We start from the raw sequence: 14,509 nt of genomic DNA, 5'->3' as shown, positions 1-14,509 counted from the left end.
CCTAGTATCTTATGATAACAAGGAAAATCTATAGATGTTGTAACAAAAAAAGCTATCCCAAGGTCATCAGACCTTACGGGATAGCATCTTTATTGATGAATTACTTTTTACCTTCGTACCAAGTAGTCAGCTCAGCCAAAACATCTGCTCCGCCTTGAGATTTCCAGTTCGTAACAAACTTACTGTAGTCGTCCAGTGACTCTGCTCCTGCGATTACTTTAATGATATAATCGTTCTCCAGCTTATTAAGCAATTGCAAGTTGTTAGCAACAACCGGAAGTGGAGGAGCTAGTAACGTTGGGTCAGATCTTGAAATTGGCATCTGCTTTTCTTGAATTTCATCAAAAGTTGCATGCAGTATTGGATCCTTGCGGACACGAAGCAACCATAACTTTTCAAATGCTGCTGCATCCGTACTCGTCATGAACCAGTCAGAGTTGCCACGGTCCGTGTTGAATGCAGGCAGAGTAGGTAGCATTGTTCCAGTGCTATCATTACTAAAATGTACGCCTTCCGTTCCGATCGCCAACTCTTTGAACAATTCGGGCTCCACTTTCATATTCATATATTTCATGGCTTCTTCTTTGTTCTTAGACGATTTAGGAATGGCAATATACCAACTCACACCACCGCCTTGCGTCCAGTTACCTATCTCCCCATCTTTACCTTTTAAAGAGGTGATTAACGTAATTTCAGCTTTCGCATCATTTTTCTTTAATGCTTCCGTTACAGCTGGCGCAATCCCCCATCCATAAGTCATAATACCGGCTTTACCCGTTGAAAATTTCTGTTGGATCGTTTCCATTTTATTTACCGGCCATTCGGGATCCATTAGTCCTTCAGCATAAAGCTTGTTCATAAAAGTAAGATAATCCTTCATACCTGGTCCTTCCAAACGGTGGATCAACTTGCCGTCTTCTTCGTCGAAGCTGGTCACAACACCAAATGCTCCGGAAATCTCAGGAATAATGCTTTCGAATCCAGTCAAAGGTACGATCCCTTTTTTCTCTTTAATAGCTACGAGTAGCGCATAAAATTCATCGATTGTCGTCGGAACCTGCATATTTAGCTCATCTAACAGACTCTGATTGATTGCCAGTGCACTACCCACAAATCCGCGTGGGTGCTTTTCTGGAATGCCATAAATTTCGCCATCTATCTTCGCATTATCGAAGAATTCAGCAGGCGTTGCTTTGACCAAATTCTGTCCATGCTTCTCCAAAAGCGCATCCAACGGTTCGAGTGCGCCTTGTAGCGCAAGACGGTTATACTGTGTTCCGGAAAGCTTCACAATATCGTAAGGCTCATTGTTAGCCATCAATATATTTAGCTTATCATCCGGATTCTCGAGCGGGAGTGTTTCATACACCACCTTGTAACCTGTCTTCTCCTCTAGAAACGCAGCAACCGGATCCTTATTCGGATCAAAGTTTCGTTGGAATCCAAGCTGCTTTAGTACTGGCTTTGACTGTTCTGTTGATGCACCGCCATCGCCTGTGGCAGGATTGCTGTTTCCATTGTTTGACCCACCACCACAAGCGGTAAGCATGGCCGTTATGAGTACGAAAATGATACCCATACTAAATCTCTTATTCATTGTATTTCCCCCATTCATGGATGTATTTAATGTATACGCTTTCAAGATTATCACATGATAGCAACCTTGTATTTGTCTGAAGACGTTACCTTTGTTGTCCTAAATCGCTTCCTTATCATTTGTTACCGCTCGGACTTATTGTATCCATGGTTACTGGAATGGTGATAAGAACACGGATGCCCTGATGTTCACGTGCTTCATATCTAACTCCCGCTTCTGTACCGAAATAAAGTCTCAGCTTATCTTTCACATTTCGGATCCCATATCCGGTCTGAAGAGAGTCGCTATTGAGTTGATCAAGCTTGTCCTTTGTCATACCTACACCGTTATCTTCGACGACAAAAACAATCTTATTCTCATCTATAGAACACTTGATTTGAACTTCTCCAGATTTATCACGTTTTTCCCTAATGCCGTGCAATATCGAATTTTCCACTACAGGCTGCAATATGAGTTTGACCGTGTTAAGCTTCAAAAGCTCCGGTTCCACATGAACCGAGTGCTCGATTTGTCCGCCAAAACGTCGATTCTGGATATCCAGATACATAGTCACGTGCGCGAGCTCGTCGGCTATTGAAATGATGTCCCGACCTTGGCTGAGGCTTATTCGGAAAAAATTAGATAGTTGACCAGCAACATCACTAATTTCATTTGCGCCCTTTTCTATCGCCATCCAATGGATAAGATCTAATGTATTATAAAGAAAATGCGGATTGATTTGGGCATGAAGGGCCTGCAGCTGTGCTGTCTTTTTCTCCGTCTCCATTTTATATTTCTCTTGAATCAGATTCTTCATATTATCACTCATCCGGTTCAAATGTGATTGCAGTACACCGATTTCATCATGAGATGTAACTGCTTTATTCGAATCCCAATTCTCTAATCCAATCTGCTTAATTTGCTCTAGAAGTGGTTTGATTCTGCGTGTCAGCCCTTCCGAGAAAGCCACAGCGAGTATTACGCCGAAAAAGGTTACAATAATTAACAATATCAGCAGTTGATACGTCCACTGCTTGCTTTCCAGATATATTTCTTTCTTGGGTATATGAGCAACTAATTGCCAGCTCGTACCATCAATTCGTTTGCTGGATAGAAGATGTGTTTGCATATCGACTGATTCGACAATTTCTCCAATATCGGATGGATCCATACTGGAAATAATACGATCATTCTTATCCAATAAATAGACCTTTCCATCACTAGTAATTTGAGTCTCTTTAATAATTTGTTGAAAAGTATCTTCTAGAATATCGATGGACAGAACGGCTAGTAGAGATCCACTGAATCCATTTGTGTACAACGGCCTAACGCAAGATACAATATTTTGCTTGCCACGTTCGCCATAATAATCATATTCATAGGTTGAACGGCAGTAAATACCCTCCGAATTATTCAGCATTTCTTTGTACCATGCATCCTGTTGAATGGTGGACAATGCAAATATTGTACTATTCTCTTGTGTATAAATACTTGTCGCATTGGCATATAGCCTGATACTGTAAATTTCACGACTATTTTGCGCAGATCTCAAAATCTGTAATATTGTATTGTAGTCGTCAATTTGATTCTTTAAAGGTATGTCTTGACTTCCTCTGTTCAACATGACGTTTAATGCTTGATTCATGAATAGGATACTGGAGACGTCCTTCACATTGCTAAGCTTGTATGATAGAAAGGAGTTCGCCTGGTTAATTGCACTTTCCATCGATTGTTCTACCCGATTTTCCAGAATTCGAATTGTATTTTGATAGATAATCATGGAGACTAATCCAACCGAAGTGAAAATTAAAACCATAAATATGATCATAAGCTTTGTTTTAATTCGGATACGCGATATTCTTTCTCGAAAAATCACCTTCTGCTTCATCATTTCTCTTGTAGGGTATCCCGAAATTGCGATGGAACGGCCCCGGTCAGTTTGCGAAACACCTTAGCAAAATAATTAGCGTCTTGATAACCCACTAACGCTGATATTTCATAAAGCTTCAATTTACGGTCATGAAGAAGTCGTTTGGCCTGTTCAATCCGATATTGGGTAACATAATCATTAATGGATATCCCCTTTTCCTTCTTAAACAAAATACACATATACGTTGGGGCTAGATAGACATGTGCTGCTAACGTATTAATAGAAACATCTTTATTATAATTTTCCTGAATAAAAGAGATGATTTCTCGGATGACCGTTTTGTCACTCGTATCGGTCTGAGTAAGCGCCTCTTGAATCATTTCCAAACGTTGTAACATGAATTTACGTATCGTGAATAGCTCACCGGATACGAACATCGTAGCCCACAATTGATCATTCTCAAATTCCCACATCGTTTCTGAATAGATCCGAGTCAGCGCCACATACCAGCGGAACAACTTCTTTCGTACGTCTACCACATCAACTGGTGTAAACAAGAGTAGTTCATTAATTGTCTGGTCCAACCATTCGGTGGCTTCCTTTAATTGCTTACTTCTAAGTAGCTCCTCATATTTGATAAGTGCCTGTTTATCAAATAAACTGGACTGGTAGCTGGAAGGCGGAAGTTGGCTATGCCAGATAACAGTATTCCACCCTCGGTAGAACTGGTACGAGAGTGCTTTCATAGATTGCTCATAAGAAGCACTGCAAGCTTCCAAACCATGACACACATCTCCAACACCTGCTGTAATTCCAAATCCCTCATGCCCATTGCGACGCGTGATGTGATTCAACCATATGCCTAAGCGGTCGTCGCTACGCTTCGTGGTCAATGCCGCGCATGCAATCCCTATTCCATCAACTATTGCGAACATTATTGGTAGACCTATTGAAGCTGCTTCCATCTCCGTATCCTCTAGAAAGCGCTTTCTAGATTCTTCATTTTTAAAGTCGAACGTGATGCATTGATAATATCCTTCTTGTGGTAACGTAGGGTGAAGTCGCGCGATATCATCTTCGATCGAAGCATATTCCATCTCGTCATAAGCAGACAGTTTCAACAATGTCTTTAACAATCGCTCCATTAACTCCGGCTTGCTGCGTTCGAATTGGTCTAGCATAGCATGTAGCTCCTGTTTCTTCGATGTCGTTTCCTTAATCACTTTCACAGTTTCCTCTAGCAACTGCGTCAGCTCAGTCATTTGAATCGGTTTGAGCATATAATCCACAGCTTGCAGCTTTATCGCCGACTTTAAATACTCAATATCATTAAATCCACTTAAAAATATGATTTTGCATACCGGGTCAATTTGCCGGACACGCTTGGCAAACTCAATACCATCCATTCTGGGCATCCGAACGTCACATAGAACAAGTTCTGGTCGAATAAGAATAAACTGCTCATAGGCCTCCATTCCATCTTCCGCTTCACCGGCAATTTCGATACCTATCCGGTTCCAATCAATAAACCGACGAAGACCGCTTCTTGTCATTGGCTCGTCATCAACAAGAATCGCTTTTATCATCACAATACCCTCACTTCTTTTGTCTTTATCTTATAATATCAGAAAGCCCTCTCATCGCCGATGTAAATACATGGCAATGAAAGGGAAAGATGATTGTTTATCAGCCTTTTACAGAGCCGATTAGCACACCTTTGACAAAATGTTTTTGCAAAAATGGATATACAAGCAAAATCGGTATCGTTGCTGTGACGATCGATGCGGCTCTCACAGCTTCAGGTGCCTGATTCAAATCGCGGTTAACATCGATCTGTCCAGCCATCGTAAGAACCTCCGATGTAGATGCGATTAACTCCTTCAAATAAAGTTGCAATGTTTTTAATTCAGGCGAGGTTATATAGATCATTGCGCTAAAGTAACTATTCCATAATAGTACGGCGTAGAAGAGTCCTACTGTCGCTAATACCGGCTTCGCAAGCGGAAGTATGATATTAAACAAGACACGCATATTCGAGGCACCGTCTAGTTTAGCGGATTCCTCTAAGCCTTCTGGAAGCGCCTCGAAGAAGTTTTTGATGATCAGCATGTAAAAGACGTTTATCAGACCAGGTACGAATAGTGCCCACATGGTATTGATAAGCTCCAACTCACGCATGACTAGATAAGTAGGAATGATCCCACCGTTAAACAGCATTGTAAAGACATAGATCAAGAGCAACTGCTTGCGGAATTTCAAATCTGGTTTTGACAGCGGATACGCCGCTAATACCGTCATAAATAATGATGCTATTGTTCCAACAACGGTAACAATAATCGTTATTTTGAATGAATTCAGAAACTGCGCATTGCCTAGCACTAATTTATAAGTACCTATCTGAAAATCCACTGGATAAAATGAGACAAGACCGGATACAACTGCTGCTTCACCACTGAACGACTTAGCAATGACATTAAGAAAAGGAAATAACGCAATAAAGCCTAATATTAAAAAGAAGCTGTAATTCAAAATAGTAAACAACTTCTCACCAAATGAATCCTTAATCGAATTATTGTTCTTAAGCGGTTTCAAGGATGGTTTTACTATTTCCATTACCATATGCTCCTTCCGAAAAGCTTTTTGCAAAGTGTATTACCGGATACAACCAACGTGAAGGCAACAACCGATTCGAACATACCTACTGCTGTGGAGAAACTGTAATTAGATGCTCCGATTCCGACTCGATAGACATACGTTCCGATAACATCAGCTACGTCATATACGACTGGATTATACATCACTAGAATTTGTTCTGTTCCAGCTTCAAGTACACTTCCTAGTCGTAAAATAAGCATGAGGATAATCGTTGAAGCAATGCTAGGAAGTGTGATGCGAATCATCTGCTGTAACTTGCTTGCACCGTCAATCTTAGCCGCCTCATACAATTGAGGATCGATGCCTGCAATCGCTGCCAAATATATGATGGTTCCCCATCCAATATCTTTCCAGCCCTCCGTTAAGACCAGCAGTGAACGAAATACTTCCTTATCCATAAAGAATGCTATACGTTCTCCACCAAAAAACGCGATTACTGTATTTACAATACCGTCGTTAAGTGATAGGAGGTTAACGAATAGTCCACTGATAATAACCCATGAAATAAAATGTGGTAAATAGATAATCGATTGAATGACACGTTTAAACATCATCTTACGAATTTCATTTAGTAAAATGGCTACGATAATCGGAGCCGGAAACAAAAAGATCAGTTTGAATACGCTAATCAATAGAGTATTTGTGAGAACGTTGAAAAACTCAGCATTCACAAAGAGTCTCTCAAAATGTTTGAGCCCTACCCATGGACTGTCACCTATACCTTTAAAGATATTGAAATCCTGAAAGGCGATAATTAATCCATACATAGGTGTATACTTCAGCAATAGCAGGAACATTAGTCCCGGTACGAGCATAAGATAAAGATCGTAATCCTTGATTATCGCTTTCAAGGTTCCAGATTTGTTGGTTGGTACCTGTGTCACTCTCATACTTTAGGACTCCTTTGGATGTGATATAGAAACTTACTGTGCTTCTACATCTCATTATCCATAAGATACTCAAGCATGAGAATATTGCAATCTTAATAAAAAGAAGAAAATCTAAAGGTCATCATACGAAAAGTATCCATAGAGTGAACACCTTCTTCAAGTGTTCACTCTATGGATACCCCTTTACTTTAGTTGGATCAGATGTTTGGTGATCGAGCGCAGTAAGCTTACTTAATCACTATCTGTTTCCTTTCTGCGGAACAACTTAATTAGCTCATTTATGGCTAAAGGTATTAAACCTAATATAATCACTAATCCCCAATCGGCGAACGATAGGAATTGCACCTTAAATGCTGTAGCAAGAAACGGTATGGAGATTACTCCGAATTGAAGAATCAATCCAATCACGATAGCTCCAAGTAGATATTTATTTGTAAATAATCCGACCTTGAAGATGGATTTGGTATCGCTTCTTAAAGACAATGAATAGAACAATTGGGATGTGGCAAGGACTACAAACGCCATCGTCCGTGAATAGATCATGGCCTCATCTGAGATGAGATCTGATGTTAATGTGTATCCATGCTCGCGTAAACCTATATAGAAGGCTACTAACGTTAAAGTTCCAATCAATACCCCACCAATCACTGCTCTCACTCCAGCTCCTTTGGCAAAAAAGCTTTCATTAGAGTCCCTTGGCTTCTTCTTCATCACATCTTTCTCACCAGGATCAACTCCTAATGCAATTGCAGGTAACGTATCGGTTACAAGATTGATCCATAGAATCTGAGTTGGCAAGAGCGGTATAGGCCAGAAGAACAGAATCGAAACAAGAATAGCAATGACTTCTCCCAAGTTACAGGATAGAAGAAAGATAACCGCCTTTCGAATATTAAGATAAATATTCCTTCCTTCTCTAATCGCTTGCACAATCGTGGTGAAATTATCATCCGTCAAGATCATATCACTTGCGCTCTTAGAAACATCCGTTCCTGTAATACCCATGGCAACACCGATGTCAGCATACTTCAAGGATGGCGCATCATTTACACCGTCGCCAGTCATGGACACAATATTACCTTTCGCCTTTAACGCGCGGACAATCTTAACTTTATGTTCAGGTGATACACGAGCAAATACTCTATAATTACTGATTTGTTCTGAGAATGCTTCATCGGATAATGCATCGATCTCAGCACCTGTCATACTTTGTTCAATCTTGTCTGCAATCCCTAATTCTTTGGCAATCGCAAATGCCGTATTCTTGTGATCACCTGTAATCATGACAGAAGTAATCCCCGCTACTTTGGCTTCACGAATGGAGTCCTTCACTTCGATTCTTGGTGGGTCAATCATCCCGACGAAGCCAATGAAGGTTAGATCCTTTTCCATCTCATCCACTTCGATAATATGTTCATCATCTTTAAATGCAGCTGCCAGAACTCTTAACGCATCGTTAGACATATCTTCCGAAGCCTTCAGATATTGTAACTTCATTTCTTCCGTTAGCGGCACAACCTGCCCATTCACAAGCGCATTTGTTGTAATCTCTAATAACTGATCAATCGCACCTTTTGTATGTACACGGTAGCCTTTTTCAATTTTATTTAATGTGGACATTAATTTGCGACTCGAATCAAATGGCTTTTCAGATACTCTTTTATATTCAATATCCAATGACTTCTTTATGAATTGATTCTTCTCACCAAATACGACTAAAGCAATCTCTGTAGGATCTCCTGTGCCCTTACCTTGTTCATACGTAGCATCTGAACACAGAACTAAAGATTTAATCAATGCACCAGGCGTCTCATCTTCACTTTCATTTGAACATGTATAATGCTTCACGACAGTCATTTTATTCTGTGTAAGTGTTCCGGTTTTATCCGAGCAGATAATATTGACTGAACCTAATGTCTCCACCGCAGGTAACTTCTTCACAATAGCATTGATCTTTGACATTCTTGTAACGCCAAGAGCTAGTACAATAGCAACGATCGCTGGAAGTCCTTCTGGAATCGCTGCGACGGCTAGACTGATCGCTGTTAGGAGCATTTCGAATAAATCCCTTTTTTGGATCAGAGCAACGATAAAGATAAACAAACATATGCCAATGGCGATATAACCCAGTGTTTTACCCAACTTCTCTAACTTCTTTTGAAGTGGGGTCAATTCTTTATTGTCCTCATCGAGGATCTTAGCGATACTTCCCATTTCCGTGTCCATCGCAGTGGCTACTGCTATTCCTTCACCTCTGCCATAGGTCACCAGAGTGGACATGAATGCCATATTTGTTCTATCCCCAATAGGCGTTTTGGGGTTCGTATGAAGTTCATCGGCATGTTTCTCTGATGGAACAGATTCTCCCGTTAACGCAGATTCTTCAATCTGAAGATTAGCACTTTCTATTAAGCGTAGATCGGCTGAAATGAATCTTCCCGCATCCAATATGAGGATATCCCCAGGTACAACATCTTCAGATGCTATTTCTAACACTTCGCCATCACGCCTGACAAGTGCCTTCGGCGTCGTCATTTGTTGCAAAGCTTCTATCGCCTTCTCTGCTTTGCTTTCTTGGATCACTCCGATGGCTGCATTAAGAATAACGACAGCAAATATGATGATCGTATCCATGATTTCTCCGATAACAAAAGTTACAACCGCTGCCCCAAGAAGGACATAGATTAGCATATCTTTCATTTGTGCGAAGAAGAGGGAAATCATGCTTTTCTTAGGTTTCCCTTTGAGCTTATTGGGACCATATTTCTCTAGTCTAGATTTGGCTTCATTCGTTGTCAGTCCAGTTGCAACATTTACTTCAAGTTCTTGAAGAACCTCTTCTTTCGATTTAGAGAACCACATCCACAACATCCTTTCATCTTTAGTACATGACTTTCTCACTTGGTTATAATATGCTCTGGAATTGCTTTTAATATTTCCTTACACATTTTTGGATTAGCTTATCGTTCTACATCTCACTCTTATTACCCTTTCCATGCCATCATCCAAACAAGAAACAACAAACCTAGAGCATTTATCCTCTAGGTTTGTTGTTTCTTTACGGAGTCATTATAACAGTATTTTTGATTATCCATTTTGCAAAATAACTTTAAGTAACTTAATATGCTTCCTTTCACATGCAATAACTAGTGTCATATCTGAGGTTAATTTCTCATCAGGTCCTGGATTAACGTTCTGTTTATTCTTCTCTACAATCGCTAGTATTGTAGCGCCACTTCTTTGACGAATTCCCAATTCCTCGATGGATTGATTAATGCATTTATAACTTGGTTCTATTTTGATCCATTCAATAATGAGTTCATCTAAAACCATTTCCACAGTCTCTAACGCTTTGGGATGATAGTTCATTCCACCTATAATAGCTGCCATCTGTCTAGACTCATCATCTTCTAGCGTCACTTGTGAGATGCTCTCATCAGGATCATTATCATGGTAATGATAAATCTCTCTCCTACCATCATCATGAATGACAACAACTATTTTATCACCTGAATTCGTATCGATCTGATACTTTCTTCCAATTCCGGGTAGGTCAGACTCTCTAATATTAGCCATTCTCAATCCCTCCATTCAGAATATCGTACATGTTCACTTTTGCTTCACTGTATTCCATTTGAACAATTTATTTAGTCCTGCATAAATATACTTTGATTCTTTCGCTAACAAAGGTCCAAGAATGGATAAGACTAGAACATATAGTGCGGAAAATGGCTTAAGTACTGGCATTAACCCTGCTGCTATGCCTAGGTTGGCAACAATAATTGTGAATTCTCCACGAGCCATAATGGTTAGTCCAATATTGGTTGAAGCTTTATGCGACATGCCTGCTTGTCGACCTGCGATCATTCCAGCGATTACATTTCCTACTATAGTAAGTATGATAGCACCTATGGCCAACCATGCACCCTCACCAAGAGTCAGTGGATCAATACTCAACCCGAAGCTAAAGAAGAATATCGCACCAAAGAAATCTCGAAAAGGAATAACAAGGAGTTCAATTCTTTTACTATGTTTGGTTTCAGATAAAGTGAGCCCTAGTAATAACGCGCCAATAGCCTCCGCAACATGCAAAATTTCGGAGAATCCTGCAATAAAGAATAGCATGGAGAAGATAACAATGATAAATATTTCGTTCGACTTAATATTTAATAACTTATTTAATAGTGGTGTTCCCTTTCTAGCAATAACGAAAAATACAAGCATGTATCCAATAGAAATTCCCACAGATAGGAGAATTCCACCGACCGATGTCGCACCCCCAAGGAGTAGACCTGACATGATCGCTAAGAATACGGCCAGAAATATATCATCGAATAGAACCATACCTAATATTAATTCGGTTTCTGAATTACCTGTACGTCTCAGATCCACCAACACTTTAGCAACAATTGCGGTGGAAGAGACAGATAGCATTCCGGCAATGATTAGCGTCTCATATAACGGTAAGTGGACTAAGAAACCATACCCTAATCCAATGACGAAATTCAATACAACGTAAATGGTACCCCCGAATACGATGTTCCGACCCGATCGAACTAACTTAGAAACAGAGAACTCTAGTCCGATATAGAATAATAGAAAGAGTACCCCTATTCTCCCTAGGAACGAAATGATTTCTTGACTCTCAATAAATGTGAAGTCAAAGATTCCAATGACGGGTGCATGTGGCCCCACTACCATTCCTAATATGATTAGAAAAGGAATAATAGAAATCTTTAGTTTGCCTGCAATTAATGAAGCGATTGCAACTAATACTAATGCAGTTCCAACTTCAAAAATCATATCATCCATACAATGCCTATCTCCCTCCTCGTTTCTAATGAAACTAATCATATATTATACCCCATTCATAATGTGAAAACAAATACATACGTGGAAGATATAACTCGAAAAGGAAGAACCCTTGAATAAATCCAACGATTCTTCCTTTATGTGTTTATCTCATTTCAAATCGTTCCCTTTAACGCATATTACCAATAATGCTAGATCTGTTGTCTTGCATCTTTTTTATGAAATTCGTCATTATCTCAAACGACTCATTCCGTTTGTTACTTAATGATTGTAACCTCAACGTGTCCATTTGTTGGGAGTTACTCATAGCATCTATTTGAGACTTTAATGATGCTACTTTTTGTGTATCGCCCGCTGATTGGGCTTCCAACAATTCTTGGTTCAATTTACTTATGTCTAGATTTCTATTCTGCACACTTTCCATTTGAGTTTTAAGCTGTGTGTCGAGAAGTTTCGCTCTTTCTGACTGTACAGCTAACATAGCTGTCTCTAAGTCCATGCTCTGAGTATCTATTCCGTTTAGGCTCTGGCCTATCATAAGACGTTGTGAAGTACTATCCATTTGTTTAGCAGCATTTGTTACTTGATCCAGCTCATCTGTATAGTTGGCAAAAGTAATGGATGAACTCATTATAACAGCACCCGTCGTCACGATACTTCCTAAAGCTACTTTCCGCAAAAATTTGTTCATTCATTTCCACTCCTTTTCATAATTTCAAGCATAATATGGGATACGTCTCCCAGTTCGATAGATCCGGATATCACGTGAGAGAACTGTTCTGTCATCTGTATTAGACCTCGCTCTAAAGCGGTCTTCAAGTAAGGTTTAGCCCAAGTTGGTGCAACGAAGTCAAGCTTGACTTCGTTCTCTCCATTAACTGGTACCTGCCAATCGAGTGCTTTGACAATCATACCGATTGCTTCATACCATGTAATAACTTGATTCGGTTTAAATTCATTTTTCCCATACCCCGTTACAATACCTTCTTGTTGTGCTTTTGCCACTGCGGTTCTAGCACGTACATCGATTAGTTCTTTATCAACAAAAGTGGGTTTAAGTGATTTATCTATAGATGCATCTGGATGTAGGGAATTCATAAGCATATAAGTGAATTCAGCTCTTGTTAACGTACGTTTCAAATCTATTGCCTGGCCTTCATAACCAAACAAGTAAGAGGTCGTCTGATCATTATCGATGCTCTCACTTGATTGGAGTGGTTGAATATAACCTGGGGCACCTGGATTACGTACGAATTTCGCTGTTTTATCCCACATATACCCTTCCTTACCCATCTGAACTTCCCATATATCATAATGATAGTATTTACGGTCACCCGTGTTATTCAGAATAGTCCATCCCGTTATACCTGCATAGATTCCTGAACCTTCAATCATTGAATTCTTTAGATTCCCTATGTTAAATGGAGAATCCATTTGACCAATAATCGATGCCAACATACCAGGAATGTCGTATGCGAACATTGCATCAGGTAATACAATACCATTGGTACTTTTGGCTAATTCTAATTGTATTGCCTGTAATTCTGGTGAATCCGGAAGTCCGAATGTGACCCCCTTTAATTTCACCTTGTTTGCTTGTTTAGCCGTGTCTTCTTTATTCAAAATAACAGGGCTAAGCGTCACGGTATCAGATCCGAACCAGCGCACATCTGACAATGCTTCACTATGTTGTAGCAAATCAGCCGCTTCATCAAAAGCGATAAGTAATATCGCTACCCGTTCCCGTTCGATCCCTAACTTATGTATCTCTTTCGTTATACGCGAAGAGACATCTGCCCAATTGGCTTGTTGCGAATCGTACGCTATCGCTTCGCCCACGACACCATGCATTTGGGTGAACTCTTCCGCAACGAGCTTAGTTAATTGTCGTCCGTATATGTCATTGCGATAAACAGGAATGATACCGTTAACACCCTCGTATTCCAACAAGCTAGCCAACGCTTTAGCTTGTTCAATATCGTTAGGGACCATTCGGAAAATACCATCATCCGCAACACTTAATGCAGGGGATGTACTGCTATAGCTAATAACGATAGCACCACATTGTTCAGCCCAAGATTGCAAGCTTTGAACTTCATTACTCGAACCGACGATAAAAATGTTATACCCTTTTTCCCACAATTTCTGCGCTTTTCTGAGTACGACAACTGGATCGCTTTGGCTGTCTTCTACGGCGAGCTGAAATTGCATATCCTTGCCATTCATTTTAAACCGCTGATTAGCGTCTTCTACACCCTTCTCAATAGCTAACTTGCGTATCTCGCCTTTTGACGCTAATTCTCCACTGATGGGTAACATCGCTGCTAATTTAATGATACTATCATTTCCTTGATAGGCCCCGCTAGCTAGAGTTGTACTTGGAAGGATTAGAATTAGACACAAACACCACAACACGACTTTGATTGATTTTCTTTTCATATATGCTCCTTTTCATGAGTAATACCTAAAATTTGGTTAATTATATCACGCTTTTAGAAGCATAGATAGAGTCTTTCTAGTAAATATTTCACTATAGAAAAGCTCCTGATAGTTGATTATTTAAACAATTAACTCTGTTTAACAATCTTTTCCCTACATTTATAATGCTTATTACTGCTTATTACTGCTTTTTCAACCTGTGTACTTTTTACCTTCTACCTAGATGCAAATAGTTGCATCAACCACACCTAAATTCAATCGATTTCC

Annotated in this window: 10 protein-coding genes; all 10 read right to left on the bottom strand. The window is 39.9% G+C overall.

The window, feature by feature from the left end; genetic code table 11:
- Positions 1-100: 100 nt before the first annotated feature.
- The 10 genes from ACH8E3_RS08015 to ACH8E3_RS07970 all read right to left on the bottom strand — a co-directional run bounded on the left by ACH8E3_RS08015 (position 101) and on the right by ACH8E3_RS07970 (position 14,242).
- On the bottom strand, positions 101-1,597 hold the full coding sequence (locus tag ACH8E3_RS08015; protein ID WP_458632100.1) for an extracellular solute-binding protein: 1,497 nt from the start codon (positions 1,595-1,597) through the stop codon (positions 101-103).
- Positions 1,598-1,712: 115 nt separating this feature from the next.
- A complete protein-coding gene (locus ACH8E3_RS08010; RefSeq protein WP_458632099.1) occupies positions 1,713-3,356 on the bottom strand; it encodes a sensor histidine kinase in 1,644 nt (547 codons plus the stop codon).
- Between the two features lie 107 nt (positions 3,357-3,463).
- Positions 3,464-5,032 (bottom strand): response regulator, encoded by a 1,569-nt coding sequence (locus tag ACH8E3_RS08005; protein WP_458632098.1) that lies wholly within the window; start codon positions 5,030-5,032, stop codon positions 3,464-3,466.
- 100 nt (positions 5,033-5,132) lie between these two features.
- On the bottom strand, positions 5,133-6,065 hold the full coding sequence (locus tag ACH8E3_RS08000) for a carbohydrate ABC transporter permease (protein WP_458632097.1): 933 nt from the start codon (positions 6,063-6,065) through the stop codon (positions 5,133-5,135).
- Complete coding sequence (locus ACH8E3_RS07995) at positions 6,059-6,991, bottom strand: ABC transporter permease (protein ID WP_458632096.1); 933 nt, start codon at positions 6,989-6,991, stop codon at positions 6,059-6,061. The genes ACH8E3_RS08000 and ACH8E3_RS07995 overlap by 7 nt, the downstream gene beginning before the upstream one ends.
- Before the next feature lie 231 nt (positions 6,992-7,222).
- Positions 7,223-9,853 carry a cation-translocating P-type ATPase gene (locus ACH8E3_RS07990; RefSeq protein ID WP_458632095.1) on the bottom strand — a complete coding sequence of 877 codons (2,631 nt, stop codon included), beginning with the start codon at positions 9,851-9,853 and terminating at the stop codon, positions 7,223-7,225.
- Between the two features lie 225 nt (positions 9,854-10,078).
- Positions 10,079-10,567, bottom strand: coding sequence for a cation:proton antiporter regulatory subunit (locus ACH8E3_RS07985; protein ID WP_458632094.1), 489 nt, complete (start codon positions 10,565-10,567; stop codon positions 10,079-10,081).
- A 33-nt stretch (positions 10,568-10,600) separates the two neighbouring features.
- Positions 10,601-11,803, bottom strand: a complete 1,203-nt coding sequence (locus ACH8E3_RS07980) for a cation:proton antiporter (RefSeq protein ID WP_458632093.1) — start codon at positions 11,801-11,803, stop codon at positions 10,601-10,603.
- 169 nt (positions 11,804-11,972) lie between these two features.
- The gene (locus ACH8E3_RS07975; protein WP_458632092.1) at positions 11,973-12,494 is read right to left on the bottom strand and encodes a hypothetical protein; all 522 of its coding nucleotides are present in this window, start codon (positions 12,492-12,494) and stop codon (positions 11,973-11,975) included.
- On the bottom strand, positions 12,491-14,242 hold the full coding sequence (locus tag ACH8E3_RS07970; RefSeq protein WP_458632091.1) for an ABC transporter substrate-binding protein: 1,752 nt from the start codon (positions 14,240-14,242) through the stop codon (positions 12,491-12,493). Before ACH8E3_RS07970 ends, ACH8E3_RS07975 begins: the two co-directional genes overlap by 4 nt.
- Positions 14,243-14,509 lie beyond the last annotated feature (267 nt).

The sequence above is a fragment of the Paenibacillus sp. CMAA1364 genome, assembly GCF_054373195.1.
Note: the sequence above shows the minus strand (reverse complement) of the source record. Positions and strands in the feature narration are given on the sequence as shown.